This window comes from Methylocystis parvus OBBP, assembly GCF_027571405.1.
GTDB classification, from domain to species: Bacteria; Pseudomonadota; Alphaproteobacteria; order Rhizobiales; family Beijerinckiaceae; genus Methylocystis; species Methylocystis parva.
Genome location: NZ_CP092968.1, coordinates 2,633,570 through 2,651,867, shown reverse-complemented (window position 1 = coordinate 2,651,867; position 18,298 = coordinate 2,633,570). Strand labels below are relative to the sequence as shown.

Annotated in this window: 18 protein-coding genes; 12 read left to right on the top strand and 6 right to left on the bottom strand. The window is 64.6% G+C overall.

The features are described 5' to 3' along the window. From gmd to MMG94_RS12900, 3 genes are all read right to left on the bottom strand, one after another. Positions 1-981 (bottom strand): GDP-mannose 4,6-dehydratase, encoded by a 981-nt coding sequence (gmd, locus tag MMG94_RS12910; protein ID WP_016920091.1) that lies wholly within the window; start codon positions 979-981, stop codon positions 1-3. 149 nt (positions 982-1,130) lie between these two features. Continuing rightward, the gene (locus MMG94_RS12905; RefSeq protein ID WP_016920090.1) at positions 1,131-1,487 is read right to left on the bottom strand and encodes a YidB family protein; all 357 of its coding nucleotides are present in this window, start codon (positions 1,485-1,487) and stop codon (positions 1,131-1,133) included. Between the two features lie 133 nt (positions 1,488-1,620). Beyond that, a complete protein-coding gene (locus MMG94_RS12900) occupies positions 1,621-2,574 on the bottom strand; it encodes an LOG family protein (RefSeq protein ID WP_016920089.1) in 954 nt (317 codons plus the stop codon). Between the two features lie 95 nt (positions 2,575-2,669). On the opposite strand from MMG94_RS12900, the gene MMG94_RS12895 reads away from it, so the two are divergent. Further along, the gene (locus tag MMG94_RS12895; protein WP_016920088.1) at positions 2,670-3,416 is read left to right on the top strand and encodes a YebC/PmpR family DNA-binding transcriptional regulator; all 747 of its coding nucleotides are present in this window, start codon (positions 2,670-2,672) and stop codon (positions 3,414-3,416) included. A 211-nt stretch (positions 3,417-3,627) separates the two neighbouring features. Then, on the top strand, positions 3,628-4,275 hold the full coding sequence (locus MMG94_RS12890) for a TetR/AcrR family transcriptional regulator (protein ID WP_016921029.1): 648 nt from the start codon (positions 3,628-3,630) through the stop codon (positions 4,273-4,275). Positions 4,276-4,277: 2 nt separating this feature from the next. Here the strand turns inward: MMG94_RS12890 and MMG94_RS12885 are convergent, their stop codons facing one another. Continuing rightward, positions 4,278-4,793 (bottom strand): hypothetical protein, encoded by a 516-nt coding sequence (locus MMG94_RS12885; protein ID WP_016921030.1) that lies wholly within the window; start codon positions 4,791-4,793, stop codon positions 4,278-4,280. A 128-nt stretch (positions 4,794-4,921) separates the two neighbouring features. Continuing rightward, on the bottom strand, positions 4,922-5,128 hold the full coding sequence (locus MMG94_RS12880; protein ID WP_154419743.1) for a hypothetical protein: 207 nt from the start codon (positions 5,126-5,128) through the stop codon (positions 4,922-4,924). 224 nt (positions 5,129-5,352) lie between these two features. Here MMG94_RS12880 and MMG94_RS12875 point away from each other — a divergent pair, with 224 nt between their 5' ends. From MMG94_RS12875 to MMG94_RS12830, 10 genes are all read left to right on the top strand, one after another. After that, complete coding sequence (locus MMG94_RS12875) at positions 5,353-5,970, top strand: glutathione S-transferase family protein (protein ID WP_016921032.1); 618 nt, start codon at positions 5,353-5,355, stop codon at positions 5,968-5,970. Positions 5,971-6,375: 405 nt separating this feature from the next. Then, a complete protein-coding gene (locus MMG94_RS12870) occupies positions 6,376-8,148 on the top strand; it encodes an acetolactate synthase 3 large subunit (protein ID WP_026016407.1) in 1,773 nt (590 codons plus the stop codon). 82 nt (positions 8,149-8,230) lie between these two features. After that, positions 8,231-8,782: an acetolactate synthase small subunit gene (ilvN, locus tag MMG94_RS12865; RefSeq protein ID WP_016921034.1), complete on the top strand. Its 552-nt coding sequence runs from the start codon at positions 8,231-8,233 to the stop codon at positions 8,780-8,782. 238 nt (positions 8,783-9,020) lie between these two features. Further along, the gene (gene ilvC, locus MMG94_RS12860) at positions 9,021-10,040 is read left to right on the top strand and encodes a ketol-acid reductoisomerase (protein ID WP_016921035.1); all 1,020 of its coding nucleotides are present in this window, start codon (positions 9,021-9,023) and stop codon (positions 10,038-10,040) included. A gap of 72 nt (positions 10,041-10,112) precedes the next feature. Beyond that, complete coding sequence (locus tag MMG94_RS12855; protein WP_026016408.1) at positions 10,113-10,991, top strand: nuclear transport factor 2 family protein; 879 nt, start codon at positions 10,113-10,115, stop codon at positions 10,989-10,991. 282 nt (positions 10,992-11,273) lie between these two features. Then, complete coding sequence (locus MMG94_RS12850; protein WP_040579413.1) at positions 11,274-12,074, top strand: nuclear transport factor 2 family protein; 801 nt, start codon at positions 11,274-11,276, stop codon at positions 12,072-12,074. Between the two features lie 9 nt (positions 12,075-12,083). Further along, positions 12,084-12,986 carry a PhzF family phenazine biosynthesis protein gene (locus MMG94_RS12845; protein ID WP_016921038.1) on the top strand — a complete coding sequence of 301 codons (903 nt, stop codon included), beginning with the start codon at positions 12,084-12,086 and terminating at the stop codon, positions 12,984-12,986. Next, the gene (locus tag MMG94_RS12840) at positions 12,987-13,709 is read left to right on the top strand and encodes a hypothetical protein (protein ID WP_016921039.1); all 723 of its coding nucleotides are present in this window, start codon (positions 12,987-12,989) and stop codon (positions 13,707-13,709) included. It abuts the gene before it with no gap. A gap of 32 nt (positions 13,710-13,741) precedes the next feature. Continuing rightward, positions 13,742-15,556, top strand: a complete 1,815-nt coding sequence (gene aroB / locus MMG94_RS12835) for a 3-dehydroquinate synthase (protein WP_016921040.1) — start codon at positions 13,742-13,744, stop codon at positions 15,554-15,556. A 5-nt stretch (positions 15,557-15,561) separates the two neighbouring features. Next, entirely contained in the window at positions 15,562-16,863 is a 1,302-nt protein-coding gene (locus MMG94_RS12830) for an HlyC/CorC family transporter (protein WP_016921041.1), read from the top strand. A 6-nt stretch (positions 16,864-16,869) separates the two neighbouring features. Here MMG94_RS12830 and MMG94_RS12825 read toward each other — a convergent pair whose 3' ends face one another. Beyond that, positions 16,870-18,246: an HWE histidine kinase domain-containing protein gene (locus MMG94_RS12825; RefSeq protein ID WP_154419745.1), complete on the bottom strand. Its 1,377-nt coding sequence runs from the start codon at positions 18,244-18,246 to the stop codon at positions 16,870-16,872. Positions 18,247-18,298: the final 52 nt, after the last annotated feature.

Sequence of the window (18,298 nt, the reverse complement as noted above, 5' to 3'; positions counted from 1 at the left end):
TCAGGGCTCGCGCCGCAGGCGCGCGAGGTCGGCGTCGACCATCTCGCGGATCATATGGTCGAGATCGATCTCCGGCTCCCATCCGAGCGCCTTGCGCGCCTTGCTGGAGTCGCCGAGCAGCACGTCGACTTCCGCGGGACGATAGAAAGCGGGGTCGATCACGAGATATTTCTCCATGTCGAGGCCGGCATGGTCGAAGGCGATCCGGCACATGTCCCGCACCGTTGTGGTGACGCCGGTCGCGACGACATAGTCGTCCGCCTTTTCCTGCTGAAGCATCAGCCACATGGCGCGGACATAATCCCTGGCGTGGCCCCAGTCGCGCTTGGCGTCGATATTTCCGAGGCGCAGCTCATTCGCCTTGCCGAGCTTGATCGCCGCAACCCCATGCGTGACCTTGCGGGTGACGAATTCGATCCCGCGCAGGGGGCTCTCATGGTTGAAGAGAATGCCCGATGAGGCGTGCATTCCGAAACTTTCGCGGTAATTGACCGTGATCCAGTGACCATAGAGCTTGGCGACGGCGTAAGGCGAACGCGGATAAAAGGGCGTCTTCTCGCCCTGCATCGGCTCCTGGATGAGGCCGTACATCTCCGACGACGACGCCTGATAGAAGCGCGCATCCGGCGCGCCGAGCCGCATGGCCTCCAGCATATTGGCGACGCCGACGGCCGTGACATTGGCGGTCAGAATGGGCTGGCGCCAGGATGAGGCGACGAAGGACTGGGCCGCGAGATTGTAGATTTCGCCCGGCTTGACCTCGTTGACCGTGCGCAGCAGGCTGGAGAGATCGGCGAGATCCGCGTCATGGAGATGCACCTTGCCGCCAATGCCGAGCCAGCGGAGGCGATGATCCTCCACCCCGCGATGCGAGGAGCGGCGGATGACGCCGTGGACCTCATAGCCTTTTTCCAGCAGCAGTTGCGAAAGGTAGGCGCCGTCCTGCCCCGTGACGCCCGTCACCAGCGCGCGCTTCGTCATCATGCGATCCTATCGAGGTTTCCGGCCACAGGGCTTAAAGAATCGACGCTCGTGAGGCAAGTCGGGGCCGAAACGGCCACGCCCGGGCGCGAAAACGCCGCCGGAAGCGTTTGCCCGGCGGCGAAACCCTTTTCTTACCGCGAAAAGGCTCAGGCCTTCTTGGACTCGTCCTTTACGGGGGCCGGCAGCTTGCCCTCGGGCGTCGCCTTGTCGATCGCGACCGGCAGATATTCGGCGAACAGGTCGCGAGCCTTGCTCACATCGATGCCGGCCGCGTCGGCCAGCTTCTTGATTTTCTCGATGCCGAGAGCCTGACCGACTTCGATGGCGCTGATCGCCTGATTCTGACCCGTGGAAACCCAGGATTCGACCTGCTTCTTATAACCGCCGGTCTCGAATTTCTTCACCACCGCGTCGAGGCCGCCTTCTTTTTCCACATAGCCCTTGATGAGGGTGAGCGCTTCCGCGCCAATGGCGCCGCCAACGATTGCCTTCAGCCAGCTCATGCAGAAACCTCCTATGAAACTCGGGCGGCGCTGCGCCGCGCGCGCCTGACAGATAGGCGCGCAAATGCGCGGTTACAATGACGGCCGTTGAAGTTTGTCGGCGGCGCGGCGAACGCAGCCGGGAATAATGCGATTAAAGCAATGGATCGCCGGCCTTTTCGCGCCAGCGCAAAATCCCGTTCCAGATGTCGTCCGCCGTTTCGGCGTACCAGAACAGGCCCCGGTCCTCCGGTGTGATGACTCCCTCCTCGACCAGAAAATCCGGATCGAAAACCCGCCGCCAATAGGCTTCGCCGACAAGGACGATCGGCATGGGCTTGGTGACGCGGGTTTGCGCGAGCGTCAGCGTCTCGAACAGTTCGTCCAATGTTCCGTAACCGCCCGGAAAGGCGACCAGCGCCTGCGCGCGCAGCATGAAATGCAGCTTGCGCATCGCGAAATAGTGGAAGCGGAAACAAAGCTCGGGGGTGACGTAGGGATTGGGGAACTGTTCGCGCCGCAGCGAGATATTGAGGCCGACATTGGGCGCGCCGGCGTCGAAAGCTCCGCGATTGGCCGCCTCCATGATCCCGGGGCCGCCCCCCGTCACAATGGCGAGACGCCCGCCCTCGCGCCGCATGCCCGCCTCTCCGACGATCCGGCCGAGATCGCGCGCGATCTGATAGTAAGGCGCCTTCTGCGCGACGCGTTCGGCGATCCGCAGCCGACGGGCGGCCTCGGCGTCGTCCGGGCGGACGCGCGCGGCGTCCCGCGCCTCGGCCAATCTCGCCGCCGCCGTTGCGGGTTCGACGATGCGCGTCGAACCGAAGACCACGACGCCGCCCGTGATCCCGTGCCGGCGCAACAGCAGCTCGGCCTTCAGATAGTCGAGCTCGAGCCGCGGGCCGCGCGCGTCGTCGGAATCGAGGAACGCGAAGTCCGAATCGGCCTCGCGATAGGCGGGGCTGGACAGCAGCGCGGCGACGCGTTGCGCGGCCTCGGGGTCCTCATGGGCGGGTTTCGGTCGCTCTTCGGGCAGAGGCTCCGCCCTGAGCACGGGGTTCGGCGGGTTCGGCTCCCGGCTCGCGCCTTCCTCCTCGCGGCTCATGAAAAGCGCCTTTCTTTATTTCCGCCTCGCCGAAGGGTATAGACGGCCCCGACGCCGCTAATGGCATTGACAAGAGGACTTAAGGGCGAAGGACGATGGCCGGGCATAGTCAGTTCAAGAATATTATGCACAAGAAGGGCAAGCAGGACGCGATCCGCTCCAAGCTCTTCTCCAAGCTCGCCCGCGAAATCACCGTCGCCGCCAAGGCGGGCCTTCCCGACCCCAACATGAACGCCCGGCTGCGCGCCGCGATTCTCGCCGCCAAGGCCGAGAACATGCCGAAAGACAATATAGACCGCGCGATCAAGAAGGCCGCGGGCGCCGATTCGGAGAATTACGACGAGGTGCGCTACGAGGGCTACGCGCCGGGCGGCGTCGCCGTCATCATCGAGGCGCTGACCGACAATCGCAATCGTACGGCGGGCGAGGTGCGGTCCTATTTCACCAAGGCGGGCGGGGCGCTCGCCGAGACGGGCGCCGTTTCCTTCATGTTCGACCGGGTCGGCTTCATCGAATTCGACAAGAAGGTCGCGTCCGAGGACGCGATGATGGAGGCCGCGATCGAGGCGGGCGCCGACGACGTATCCTCGACCGATGAGAGCCACGAAATCATCACATCGCTCGAGACCCTGCGCGACGTGGCCAAGGCGCTGGAAGAGAAGCTCGGCGAGCCGAAAAAGGCGGCGCTCGTCTGGCGGCCGCAGAACACGATCAAGGTCGACGATGAGGCGGGCGAGAAAATCGTCAAGCTCGTGGGTGCGCTCGAGGATAATGACGACGTGCAGAACGTCTACGCCAACTTCGAGATTTCCGACGCGCTGATGGCGAAGCTCGCGGGTTGACAACGACTGTCTTGCGAGGCTGATCCCAATACCTCCCCTTTACGGGGAGGTCGGCGGTCGAAGACCGCCGGGTGGGGTTCGCGCAGCGACGACCATGGTGGGGGCTATACCCCACCCGGCCCAGCTTCGCTGGTCCACCCTCCCCGTAAAGGGGAGGGATGAGCTCACGCCCGGCGGTGTGAATGAACGCAGCGCGTCCTGAGCGAACCCGATGCACGTAAAACGCCGCTATCATCACGGTTCGCTCAAGCAGGCGCTGGTCGACGCGGGAATCGAAATTCTGGCTGAGGGCGGCCCTTCGGCCCTCACTTTGACCGAGGCCGCCCGCCGCGCCGGCGTCACCGCGGCCGCCCCCTACCGGCATTTCTCCGGACGCGACGCGTTGCTGGCCGAGATCGCGCGGCAGGGTTTTGAAACATTCGGCGCTCGGATAGAGACGGCCTGGGACGAGGGCCGGCCCGAGGCCAAGGCCGCCATGGGCGCGATGTGCGCCGCTTATCTCAAATTCGCCCGCGAGGAGCCGGGCCTCTACGCCGCCATGTTCGGCCAGGCCGCCACTCTTGCCGATCCAGGCGCTGGCGGCGCGGCCGACCATGCGCTGGAAATTCTGTGGCGCGCCGTGGTCGCCTGGCTGCAACAGGCGGGCGCGCCAGCCCAGGGCGCGCGGCATGTGGCGCTGCAGATATGGGCGCTCGCCCATGGCGTCGCGATGTTGACGATCTCCGGCCATTTCGACCCCGCGAAAACAGCCGATCCGGCGATGGTGCTGGAAGGGGCCGTGCAGGGAGTGATGGCGGCGGCTGTGGAGAAGGCGGCGGCGCAGCCCCGGCGCGATCCGACCGGCGCCTCTCATTCCTGATGTTAGGTCCGCGGCGTTTTACGCAGAGCCGCGTCTCGGACGTCGACGAGCCAGTTTCTGGCCGCAACCTCGAAAGTCATCCAATCCTTCCCGGTCTCGGCATGGAGGGGCGCGGCGACCTCATTCGCGGCGGCGTCCGTTGCGCAAAGCGTTCCGTGCGTATGACCGGCGATGAATTCTTCCCGAATAATGTCGATCGCGGCGTCGACATCCAGGGGCAGCGCCCGGCTCCTATTGTCCTCCCGGACGTAGACCGCCGTAACGTCGCTTTCGATCGGGCGTCCGAGCAGCTTCGCAAGCGCGGCGCGCGCGCCCGCGAGGACGCCTTGCGGAAAGACGGCGTCGCCGCTCGTCTCCGACTTCTCGGCGAAGGCCGCGACGTCCCGAATGGCCGCTTCGCATTCGTCCAGCAAATCCGCCGCCTTTATCGGGTCGTCGCAATATTCCCAACCATGATCGCCCGGCGACAGCGAACTCGCCTTCCACTGATGCGTCCGAAGCCTGCTGCTGAGTTTCATTTTGCGCCGCGCGCTCGTTTCTCGATGAAGGATCTTTTTCCGGGCGGGACAAATCCCGGCTGCAAAAGCCCGCCCGGGCGGAGCTGGCGCCTTGCATGAACCGGCCGCTCGGCCGGTTTCGCCGGGCGTTACATTTTCCGTTCAGCCGCGCTTGCGACCTGTTTGCACTCGGCGGAGATTTTCACGTTGGAGCCGTAGCGCGTCGTTATCGGCGTATTGGCCGCCAGCGCGAGCTCCTTTGTGGTTTTGCACGCCTCCATATTGGCGGCGTCCAGAGTCTCTGTGTCGATGACATGATCGCCCATCAAATAGGCGATGACCAGCATCGTCTTCACAAGCCATTCTCCCTCAAGATCGCTCAGCGGGTTGGCGGAGCTCAATCATATCTACATCAGGATGCAGGCGATATTGCGCTGCGGAATCTCTGCTTCGTTTCCGAATCTTTTTCTGGCGAAACAATGAGCTGATCGTATTCTGCGGCCAGCGAGGCCGCGCTTTCGGCGGAACGGCTCCGCGCGCCCCCTAATTGTTGCGGGGCGTCCGCCAAGGGAGCCCTGCCATGCTTACGCTCTATTACCACCCCGGCGCCTGCTCGCTCGCCGCTCATATCGCGCTCGAATGGATCGGCGCGCCTTACGCGACCAGGGAAGTCGAATTTGGCGACAAGGATTATCTGAAGGTCAATCCGGCCGGGGCGGTTCCGGCGCTCGATGACGGCGAAGGCTGGGTCCTGACGCAAGACGCCGCGATCCTGCGCTTTCTGGCGCGCCGCTTCCCGCAGGCCGGGCTCGACGTCGCGGGAGGCGAGCGCGAGCAGGCGGAGGCCGACCGCTGGAGTTTCTTCATCACCGGCGATCTGCATCCCGCCTTTTTCCCGCTCTTTCTGCCGAACCGCTACACGCGGGCGCGGGAGAAGGAGGCTTTCGAGGACATTCGCGAGGCCGCGAAGGTTCTGGCGCACAAGAAATTCGCGCTGATCGAGGCGCATCTGACGGGGCGGCGCTACTTCCTCGGCGACAAGCGCAGCTATCTCGACGCCTATGTCTTCCCCATGGAGCGCTGGGCGCAGAAACTTCTCGATGACGGGCTTACGGAGTTTCCCAATGTGCGGGCGCATCATGACATGATGGCGGCGGACCCGGCCGTGCGGAAGGCGCTGGAGGCGGAGGGAGCGTGAGCCGACCGTGATGAGAGAGCCAATGTCGGGCGCGAGTTCATCCCTCCCCTTCACGGGGAGGGCGGCGGCCGCACCGGCCCGCCGGGTGGGGTCCGTGCGCTTCAGTCCCATGCAAACCCCACCCGACCCGCTCCGCGGGGCCATGGCAAACATGCAAGGGATTGGCTCATGCCCAGCATCCGTCAGATCGCCTCAGTCCTGCTTTCTTCGTCCCTTGATTCTCCCCCGCGCCTCCCTTAACCTTGCGGGGTCAACAAAGTAGCGGGGCGCGATGCGCGGTCTTCTCGTAGTAGATTTGGCGCCGGAGACGGAGCGGGGGTAGCCCGCAATCCGCCGATGGCGCTTGACCCGAGGCCCGACAGGGCCTTTTTTGTTGCCCGCAAGAATGAAGAAACGGAATTGACCATGTCGAAGGAAATGACCGGCGCGGAAATGGTGGTCGAGGCCCTGAAGGATCAGGGCGTCGAGATTCTCTTCGGCTATCCCGGCGGCGCGGTCCTTCCGATCTATGACGTCCTCTTCCATCAGGAAAAGGTGCAGCACATCCTCGTCCGCCACGAGCAGGGGGCGGCGCACGCCGCCGAGGGCTACGCCCGCTCCTCCGGCAAGGTGGGCGTGCTGCTGGTCACCTCCGGTCCCGGCGCGACCAACACCATCACCGGCCTCACCGACGCGCTGATGGATTCGATCCCGCTCGTCTGCATCACCGGCCAGGTGCCGACCCATCTCATCGGCTCCGACGCCTTTCAGGAATGCGACACGGTCGGCATCACCCGCCACTGCACGAAGCACAATTATCTTGTGAAGAGCATCGCGGACCTGCCGCGCGTGCTGCACGAGGCTTTTTATGTCGCGACCTCGGGGCGTCCCGGCCCGGTCGTCATCGACATTCCCAAAGACGTGCAATTCGCACGCGGCGTCTACGCGCCGCCGCGGGGCGCGGCGCACAAAACCTATCAGCCCAGGCTCGACGCCGATATGGAATCGATCCGTGAAGCCGTGAAGATGATGGCCGCCGCCAAGCGTCCGATTTTCTACACGGGCGGGGGCGTCATCAATTCGGGCCCGTCGGCCTCGACGCTGCTGCGCGAGCTTGTCGGCCTCACCGGCTTTCCCATCACGTCCACCTTGATGGGGCTCGGCGCCTATCCGGGCTCAGGCCAGAACTGGCTCGGCATGCTCGGCATGCACGGCACATATGAAGCGAACAACGCGATGCATGATTGCGATCTGATGATCGCCGTCGGTTCGCGCTTCGACGACCGCATCACCGGCCGTCTCGACGCTTTTTCGCCGGGCTCGAAGAAAATCCACATCGACATCGACCGCTCCTCGATCAACAAGAACGTCAAGGTCGACCTCGCCATCGTCGGCGACTGCGCGCATGTGCTCGAAGCTATGGTGCGCACATGGCGCGCCGAGGCGATGCACGCCGACAAGCAGCCGCTCGACCATTGGTGGGCGCAGATCGAGGAATGGCGCGGCAAGAAATCTCTCGCCTTCCGCAACTCCGACACGACGATCAAGCCGCAATTCGCCGTGCAGCGCCTCTACGCGCTGACGAAGGATCGCGACTCCTACGTCACGACGGAAGTCGGTCAGCACCAGATGTGGGCCGCGCAGCATTATCATTTCGACGAGCCGAATCGCTGGATGACGTCCGGGGGGCTCGGCACGATGGGCTACGGCCTGCCGGCGGCGATCGGCGCGCAGCTCGCGCATCCGAGCGCGCTCGTCATCGATATTGCGGGCGAAGCCTCGATCCTGATGAATATTCAGGAAATGTCGACGGCGATCCAGTATCGCCTGCCGGTGAAGATTTTTATCCTCAACAACGAATATATGGGCATGGTGCGCCAGTGGCAGGAATTGCTGCATGGCGGGCGCTATTCGCACAGCTATTCCGAGGCGCTGCCCGATTTCGTGAAGCTCGCGGAGGCCTTCGGCGCCAAGGGCATTCGCTGCTCGGACCCGAAGGATCTCGACGCGGCGATCCAGGAAATGCTCGATTATGACGGCCCGGTGATCTTCGACTGCCTCGTCGAGAAGAGCGAAAACTGCTTCCCGATGATCCCCTCGGGCAAGGCGCATAACGACATGCTGCTCGCCGATCTTTCGGACGACGCGGGCGTCGACATCGGCGCGATCATCGACGAAAAGGGCAAGATGCTGGTTTAGGGCAGTCGGGTTTCGGCAGTCGGCAGTCGAAAAAGCTGCGTCGACTGCCGATCTGCCGATCTGCCGACTGCCGAGGACACTAATGAACGCTCCCGCTACGCCGCCCTCTCCCTATTCCGCTTCGACGCGCGACTCGAAGGTCGAGTCGCATACGCTTTCGGTTCTCGTCGACAACGAGCCGGGCGTCCTCGCACGGGTCGTCGGCCTCTTCTCGGGGCGCGGCTATAATATCGAGAGCCTGACAGTCGCCGAGGTGGCCCATGCGGAGCATCGTTCGCGCATCACCATCGTCACCTCGGGCGCGCCGGAGACGATCGAGCAGATCCATCATCAGCTCGAACGCATCGTGCCGGTGCGTCAGGTGACGGATCTCACAATCGCCAAGCGTTCGCTGGAGCGCGAGCTCGCGATGGTCAAGGTGCGCGGACGCGGCGACAATCGCAATGACGCGCTGCAGCTTGCCGAGGCTTTCCGCGCGAGGGTGGTCGACGCCACCACGGAGAGCTTCATCTTCGAGCTCACGGGACGCCCCGACAAGATCGACGAATTCGTCGACCTCATGCGTCCCATCGGCCTCGTGGAAGTCTCGCGTACCGGCGTCGCCGCCATTTCACGCGGTCCGGACCCGATCTGACGAAGCCCTGGGCGCCTTTCGCAAAGGCGGCGCCCCCGCGAATTGCGCCGGCGCCCCCTGCGCCGGTAGTCGCAAAACATTGAGATTTTCCTGTCGAGCGGGAAATAAAGGCCGCCAAACCAAGGCGGCCTTTGACCTTGGCGACGGCGCCGCGTAAAAGGGCGCGCGAAATTCATGACGTTACGCCGGGCGGTCCCGTCATCCGCCAAAACACCAGACAATCAGGGAACGACAGGAAATGCGCGTTTACTACGATCGGGACGCCGACATCAATTTGATCAAAGGCAAGAAGGTCGCCATTATCGGCTATGGCAGCCAGGGTTTCGCGCATGCCCTGAATCTCAAGGAATCCGGCGTTCCGGAAGTCGCGGTCGGCCTGCGTTCCGGCTCCGCCTCCGCCGCCAAGGCCGAGGGCGCGGGCCTCAAGGTGATGACCGTTCCGGAGGCCGCCAAATGGGCCGACGTCGTCATGATGCTGACGCCCGACGAGCTGCAGGGCGAGATCTACGCCAATGAGCTGGCCCCGAACCTCAAACAGGGCGCGGCGCTTTTCTTCGCGCACGGCCTCAACATCCACTTCAATCTGATCGAGCCGCGCAAGGATCTCGACGTGATGATGGTCGCCCCCAAGGGCCCCGGCCACACGGTTCGCGGCGAATATCTCAAGGGCGGCGGCGTGCCCTGTCTCGTCGCGGTCCATCAGGACGCCTCTGGCAACGCCAAGGACATCGCGCTCTCCTACGCTTCGGCGATCGGCGGCGGCCGGGCGGGCGTCATCGAGACCACTTTCCGCGAGGAATGCGAGACCGACCTTTTCGGCGAGCAGGTCGTGCTCTGCGGCGGCCTCGTGGAGCTCATCCGCAACGGCTTCGAGACGCTGGTGGAAGCCGGCTACGCGCCGGAAATGGCCTATTTCGAGTGCCTGCACGAGGTGAAGCTCATCGTCGACCTCATCTATGAGGGCGGCATCGCCAACATGAACTATTCGGTTTCCAACACAGCCGAATACGGAGAATATGTGACCGGTCCGCGCATCATCACCCCGGCCGCCAAGGCCGAGATGAAGCGCGTTCTGGAGGATATTCAATCGGGCAAATTCACCCGCGACTGGATGCTGGAGAACAAGGTCAATCAGACCTCCTTCAAGGCGACGCGCGCGCGCAACGCCGCGCATCCGATCGAAGAAGTGGGCGCCCGCCTGCGGGCGATGATGCCTTGGATCGGCAAGAACAAGCTCGTGGACAAGGAACGCAACTGAGTTTTGAATCTCGGGCGGCGCGGGGCCGGGCGGGGCCGCGCGTCCGCTTTAAGCGCATGGGGGGATGGAGCGATGCAGGGTGGGGGCGACCGCACGGTTGGGCTGACCGCTGTGGATAAGCGCCGCCTCATCGCCGAAATGCTCGAATGCCGGATGCGCCGGCGCTACGACCTCTTCGAAACCTATGTCGACCCGAAAGTGGTCGTGAATTGCAACGCCTGGCGGGAAGGGATCATCGGCCCTGACGTCTGGTCCGGCGCTCCCGCGGTGCGCGACCTCTTTCGCCGCACCGACGAAAACTATTTCCCGCTCGACCACGAGATCCTCGACATTCTCGTCGATAACGACCGGGCGGCCGTGCGCTGGCGCGGCAATTGGCGCCGGCACGCGACGAGCAAGATCTATCCGATCGACGCCGCCCATTTCCTGCGCTGGGACAACAAGCTCGTCGTCGAGATGCATGAATTCTTCGACGCCCAGTGCAAGGCCGCGTCTCCTTACGCCGCCATACCGAGCCTCGAGCGCCTCCTCACGCCCGTCGCGCCGCAACTCAGCCGTGAGGAAATGGAAACGCGCGCGCAGCGTCTCGTCGGCCACGACCAGGGTTACGATCCCAATCTGCTGCGCGAATGGTGTTCTCCGAACATTGTCTGCGAATTTGTCGGCGACCGCGCGCGGCTGCCCTATGCCGGCCGCCATATCGGCGTGGAAGCGATGCTCGGCATCATCCGCGCCATCAATGTCGACTTCGAGCAGCGCAATTTCGAAGTGGCGGAGATGCTGATCGAAGATCAGCGCGTAGCGGGCCGGCGCCGGGTGCATTGGCGCCATCGCGGCACCGGGCGCGTCGGCGTTTCGGAGCTTGAGGACTTCGTTCGATTCGAGGACGGCCTGATCGTCGAATTTCTCGAATTTCGCGACACCTTGTCGCTAGCGATGATGGGCGACTGATCATCTGTCTGAAAATATTTGTCTTTCTAGGACAAGTGAAAGCGTGGCCGTTGCGCTGCGCGAATAAGCGTGTCGACAAGAGGCGTATGAACCGGCGATAATATCGCTCAGAAGAGCGCCAGAGTGTCTCCGTGCCGATTCCGGAGGCGGCCCGTCCCTATAACGGGGCTTCTGGGGACACACGCTGCGGGGCGGTCAAGGATGCATGGTTTGGGCGGGGGGCCGAGTCGGGCCGCCGAAAATGACATTCGTCGATTGGTTCATGAGCTCGTCAAAATCAGAATGTCTGGCGACATTCGGGCGCTGCTGAAGCTTTTCGTCGAGGATGTCGAGCTGAACTATAATTGCGCCAAGGTCGGCCAGTTTCCCGCGGGGCACTGGCGCGGCCAGGAAGCGCTTCGCGACAATATCAGGCGCACCGATATCGAATATGAGCCGCTCGACGCCGAGGTGAAGGACGTCGTCGTGGAGGGCGATCGCGCCGCCTTTCGCTGGACGAGCAATTGGCGACGGCGCGCGACGGGTCAGCTCCACTGTATGGACATGGCGCATTTTCTGCGCTGGCGAAAAGGCCGGGTCGCGGAGATGCACGAATTTCTCGATCATCACGCGACCTATCGCTCGGCGCAAGAGGCGCCTCGAAGTTTCGATGAATTGTTGCGCCCGCCCCCTCCGGGCCTGAGCCGGGACGAGATGGCGCGGCGCATGATGGATATTGGCAGCTTCTCGCAGCAGGGCCCGGACGTCGCGCTCTTCCAGCGATATTGCGCGCCCGACGTCATCTGCGAATTCGTCGGAAAGCGGTCGGCGATTTCTTATGCGGGGCGTCATCGCGGGATAGAGGCGCTGGCGCATATCGTCCGTTCGATCGCCGTCGATTTCGAGCAGGTGGGCAGCGCGACGCCGGAGATGGTGATTGAAGACGGCGCGGTCGCCACTCGCCGCACCGTCGAATGGCGGCATCGCGGAACGGGCCGGCGCGGCATTGTGGAGCTTGCGGATTTCGTGCGCTTCGAGCACGGGCTGATCGTCGAACTCGTCGAGTTCCGGGACAGCGTCGCGCTCCTGCAAATGCAGGACTGACGCAGCGCCGTGACGACGCTCTCATACCATCTTCTCGACGTCTTCACCGACCGCCCCTTCGCGGGAAACCCCCTCGCGGCGGTGGAGGACGCCGACGGCTTGAGCGCCCTGGAAATGCAGGCCATCGCTCGCGAATTCAATTTGAGCGAAACGGTCTTTCTGCTGGAGCCGCGCGATCCCGCGCACAGCGCGCGCCTGCGGATTTTCACGCCCGCCGCCGAGCTCCCATTCGCGGGCCACCCGACGGTCGGCGCCGCCATCTTGCTGGCGGAGACGCGTGCGGGCGACCTCTTGTCCAGACATGGCGTCGCCGTCGCGCTCGAATGCGCCCTCGGCGTCATACGCTGCGAGGCGTTGAGGAGCCGCAGCGGCGTCACCTATGCCGAGCTGACGCTGCCGACGACGCCCGAGACGCTGGAGGGCGCGCCGTCCCCGGAGACGCTCGCCGAGGCCCTTTCTCTCGCGCCGGGCGACATCGGCTTTGGCGAACATGCCCCCGCCATCCACGCCGCCGGCCCCGCTTTCGTCTATGCGCCAATCGTCTCGCGCGCCGTGCTGGACCGGGCGCGCCCCTCGTCGCGATTTTCGGCCGTCATCGGGCGCGCGGCCGGCGTCTATCTTTATACGCGGGAGACGGTCGCGCCGGAGAGCGCGATCTACGCCCGAATGCTGGCGCATGGACTCGGCATAGACGAAGATCCGGCCACGGGTTCGGCGGCGGCGGCCTTCGCGGCCGTGGCGGCGCGTTTCGAGCGCCCCGAGGACGGGGAGCATGAATTGTTCATCGAACAAGGCTACGCGATGGGACGGCCGTCGCGCATCACGCTGCGCATGACGGTCGAGAAGGGAGCGCTAGCGCGCGTCGCCATTGGCGGACAGGCCGTGCGCGTGGCGGAAGGAAGGCTGCTATAAGTGAGCGTTGAACCGAGCATCGTCGAGGTCGACCGGCTCGACTGCCGCCTCGTTCCCCATCGCTGGGCCTTTGCCGAAGCGGAAGCCGCGACGCTCGACCGGAACTGGGCGGCGCGCGTCGAACGCAATCCCACGCTTTTCGACGGACCCGTCCTGCTCGCCTGCCGCGCGGAAATCGGCATGGAGGCCGGACAGCGCGTTCTGTCGCTCGACGCTTTCGAGACCCGCTTCTCCCGCTTCCTCGGCTGGCGCGATCTCGGCTGGCCCGATCGGAGCGTCTTCAATTGCTTCGCCATGCCTGCTGTGCGCGCCAGCGACGGCTCGTTTCTCGTCGGGGAGATGGGGCCCGCCCATTCGGCCGCGGGCCAGCGATATTTTCCGGGCGGAACCCCCGACCCCAGTGACGTGATTGCGGGCGGGATCGTGGATCTGCCGGGCAGTCTGGCCCGAGAACTTGGCGAAGAAGCCGGCCTTCCCGCCGGGGAAGGGGCGGCCGCCCGGGAATGGACGGTCATTTTCGACGGACAGCGCGTCGCCTGCATCAAGGTGATCGACTGGCCGGACACGGCGGCGGCGCTGCGTGCGCGCGTTCGCGATTTTCTGGCCCGGGAGGCGGAGCCGGAGCTGTGCGACGTGCATATGTTGCAGCCGGGCGCTCATGACGATGCGCGCCTGCCCGCCTTCATGGCCGCCTTTCTCGCCCGCGCCGCGGAGAGGGGCTGAATTCGCGACCGCCTCAGTATAGATTGCCGTCCATGACACGACCGCAACCACTTGGCGCGCCGCCGGCGCCTGTTCCCGCCGGCGCAGACGAGCGCGTCGCCGCCATTCGCGCGGGGCTCGGCGGGCGGGCGCTCGTTTTCGTCGGCATGATGGGTTCGGGGAAAAGCGCCATCGGCCAGCGCCTCGCCGCCCGTCTCGGCCTGCCCTTCGTCGACGCCGACGCGGAGATCGTCGCAGCGGCGGCGGGGATGACCATCCCCGAGATCTTCGCCAAATATGGCGAGCGCTATTTCCGCGACGGCGAGCGCCGCGTGATCATGCGGCTTCTCAATTGCGGGCAGATCGTGCTCGCCACGGGCGGCGGCGCCTTCATGGACCCGCGCACGCGCGAACGGATCGGGGAACGCGCCGTCTCCATTTGGCTCGACGCCGATCTCAAGACGCTCATGAAGCGCGTGCGGCGCAAGAACGATCGGCCGCTGCTTCATACCGACGATCCCGAAGAGACGCTGCGACAGCTCCTGGAGACGCGCCGCCCCGTTTATGAACTTTCCGACATACGGGTCGAGTCGCGCGACGAGCCGCAGGATGTGATGGTCGAGGAGACGCTCGGCGCGCTCGCCGCCGAATTGCCCCGCATCGACGCCATGCGCCGCGCGGCGCAGAAAAAGGATTTTACGAAAGCCATGACTCATCTTCATCCCGGGCGTGCGCAGGCGGAGCAGGGCGCGACGCATCGCGAAACCGTGCATGTCGCTCTCGGGGGGCGCGCCTACGACATCCTCATCGGCTCCCATCTCGTCGAAGAGGCGGGCGAGCGCATCAAGAGGATCGCGCCCGGCGCGGCCTGCGCCGTCGTCACCGACGAGAATGTCGCGCGCCTGCATCTGCCGGCGCTGGAGGACAGCCTGAAAAAGGCCGGCGTTCGTTATTCAACGATTGTGGTGAAGCCTGGCGAAGGCTCGAAGTCGCTCGCGACTTTCGGACGCGTCTGCGACGAGGCGCTGGCCGCCAAGATCGAGCGGCGCGATCTCATCGTCGCCTTTGGCGGCGGCGTCGTCGGCGATCTTGCCGGCTATGTCGCCGCGAGCCTGCGGCGCGGTTCGCGCTTCGTGCAGATACCGACGACGCTTCTCTCCCAGGTCGACTCTTCCGTCGGCGGCAAGACGGGCGTCAATTCGGCCTATGGCAAGAATCTCATCGGCGCATTTCACCAGCCGTCGCTGGTGCTGGCCGACGTGGACGTGCTGCGCACGCTTTCCTTGCGCGAATTTCGGGCGGGCTACGCCGAAGTCGTGAAATACGGCCTTATCGGCGACAAGCGCTTCTTCGAATGGCTCGAGGCGGACGCCGACGCGGTCTTCCATAGCCGCGCCGAGCAGATTTGCGCCGTGGCGGTAAGCTGCGAGACCAAGGCGACGATCGTCGCGCGCGACGAGACGGAGCAGGGCGATCGCGCGCTTCTCAATCTTGGCCATACGTTCGGCCATGCTTTCGAACTGCTGACCCATTACGACAGCGAGCGTCTCGTGCATGGAGAAGGAGTCGCGATCGGCATGGCCTGCGCGGCGCGCTTTTCCGCGCGTCTGGGCCTGTGCGCGCAGGAGGACGCGCGCCGCGTCGCGCGGCATCTCGCGAGCGTCGGCCTGCCGACCGAGATCCGGCAGATTCCAGGCTGGGACGAGGACGTTCACGCCATTGTCAGCGCGATGTATCAGGACAAGAAAGTCGAGGGCGGCGCGCTCACCTTCATCCTCATGCGGGGCGTCGGCGAAGCCTTCATCGCAAAGTCCGTCGAGCCTGCGGAGGTTCTGGGCTTTCTCAACGACGAATTCGCGCGGGCGTAACGAACATGCATGGGCTCCCATCCGGCGACGGCGCGGCATTCGATTGGAAGGACGTGCTGGTCGTCATCATATGCGTCCTGCTTTCGGCCTTTTTCTCTGGCTCCGAGACCGCGCTGACGGCGGCGTCGCATGCGCGCATGCACACGCTGGAGAAAGAGGGCGACAAGCGCGCCGGGGCCGTCAACCGGCTGTTGCGCCAGCGCAACCGCATGATCGCGGCGCTGCTGCTCGGCAGCACGCTCGTCAATATTGGCGGCTCGGCCTTCACGACCAGCGTCCTCACGGTCGTCGCGGGCGAGAACGGGGCGGTCTATGCGACGATCCTCATGACCGTCCTGCTGCTCGTTTTTGCGGAAGTTCTGCCCAAGACGCTCGCCATCAACCATCCCGACGCGATGTCTCTGCGCGTCGCGCGCTTCATCACGCCTTTCGTCTCCATCTTCGGGCCGCTGCTCGCCGCGGTCGAATGGATCGTGCGCTCGGTGCTGAAGCTCGCCGGCGTGGAGATCGGTCATGGGCGCACGATGATCTCGCCCTATGAGGAGCTTAAAGGGGCGGTCGACATTCTCCATGAGGAGGGCGAAGTCGAACGCTCGGCGCGCGACATGTTCGGCGGTGTGCTCGACCTTCAGGTGCTGCACGTCGCCGACGTGATGATCCACCGCACCAAGATGCGCACGATCGACGCCGATCTACCGCCGGTGCAGATCGTGCGGGAGGTGCTGTCGTCGCCTTTCACGCGCATGCCGCTCTGGCGCGACCGGCCCGATAATTTCGTCGGCGTGCTCCATTCCAAGGATCTGCTGCGCGCGCTCGACGCGGCGGGCGGCGACGCCTCGAAGATCGACATAGACGACGTCATGAACGCGCCCTGGTTCGTCCCGGAAGCGACGACGCTCGAGGATCAGCTCGAGGCCTTCCTCAAGCGCAAGACGCATTTCGCGCTCGTCGTCGACGAATATGGCGAGGTGATGGGCCTCGTCACGCTCGAGGACATTCTGGAAGAAATTGTCGGCGATATTCGCGACGAGCATGATCTCGCCGTGCAGGGCGTTCGTCCGCAGCCGGACGGTTCGGTCCTCATCGACGGCGCCGTGCCGGTGCGCGACCTCAACCGCGTCATGGCCTGGAGCCTGCCGGACGAAGAGGCGACGACGATCGCCGGCCTCGTCATCCACGAGGCGGGCGCCATTCCCGAAGCCGGGCAGGTCTTCACCTATCACGGCTTCCGTTTCGAGGTGATGCGCAAGATCAGAAATCGCGTTACGGCGCTGCGCGTGACGCCGCAGGAGGCGATCGAGGGCTGAGGGCCGTCAGATCTCGGCGGTGATCGTCGCGCGCACGCCCTCGGGCTCGAAAGCGATGTCGATATCGCCGCCAAATTGCCGGGTCAGGACGCTTTTCATCAAATATTGCCCCACCCCGGCGCGCTGCGGGCCCGCCACCGGCGGGCCGCCGCGCTCCCGCCAGTCGATCTGCAGATGATGGCCTTCGCTGTCCGTCACGCGCCATTCGAGGAACACCTTTCCGTTTTCGGTGGAAAGCGCGCCATGTCGCTCGGCGTTAGACAAAAGCTCGTGCAGGGCCATGCCGAGCGCCAGCGCCACTTCGGAGCGTAATTCGACGTCGTCGCCCGAGGTCTCGATGCGGTCGCGCAGGCTCGCCGTGTCGCTGGCCAGAGCCGCCGTCGCAAGCTCTTTCATCGGCGTTTGCGCCCATGATTTCTTGACGAGAAGCGTCGAAATGCGGCTGAGACACTGGATGCGGTCCGAGAAGCTGTTTCTGAAACAGGCGAAGTCGGTCGCCGTGCGGGCGGTGATGTTGGCGATTCCCTGAATCATGGCGAGGGAATTGTTGACCCGGTGATGAAGCTCGAGATTCATCATGCGCCGGTGCTCCTCGGCGCTTCTCAATTCGTTTATGTCGGTGACGGCGACGATGGCGGCCATGATCTCGCCCTCCTCGTCACGGATCGGCGCGCCGGTAATGTTGACCCAGCTCCATGTCCCGTCGCCGCGCTGAAGGCGGCATTCCAGCACGGGCCGCTCTTCTCCGGCGAGGGCGCGGGCGAGCGGATATTCGTCCTGTAAAACCGGCTCGCCATTATCGTGGACGGCGGTCCAGCCGCGATAGGCCTCGACGCCTTCCGAATAGATCACGGGACCCCGGCGGATCGTCTCGAGCGCCGTATTGCCTTCCAGAATGCGTCCGTTGGGGGCCTCGGCGATGAGCACACCGACCGGCAGCGCGTCGATGATGGCGCGCAGTTGATTGTTGAAGCCCGTCGAACCGCCGACGCCGGCGCCGCGAATGAGCTCCGCGTTGAGCCGCGTCAGCAAAGTGCGTTTGCGCCGCAGTCTCTGTTCGAATTCCTCGAGCGTCCGCGCAATGTCGTCGACGTCGGCGACTCCCGTCGCAATCCAGTCGGAGGGTTCTCCGGCTTTCAGGCATTGCGCCATCCTGGCGAGGCCATGCGTTGCGGCCGTCGTTTTGAGACGGAGCGTATTGAGACGCGTGAGCGCGACGATCGTGACGCAGAGGCTGACCGCCAGAATCGCGGCCGCGACCATCCAGAATGTCGTTTCGCTCGTCTGCGGGAGAGTCGACGTCGCCGCCGCCTTCACGGCCGCCGTCCCCACAACCAGCATGAGCGCGGGAACGATCGTCCGCGAATGAAGCCCTTTGGCCACCAATCTGCTCCGCGCGCCTGTCCTCGCCGACCTTCTATGGGCGGCTTTGGCG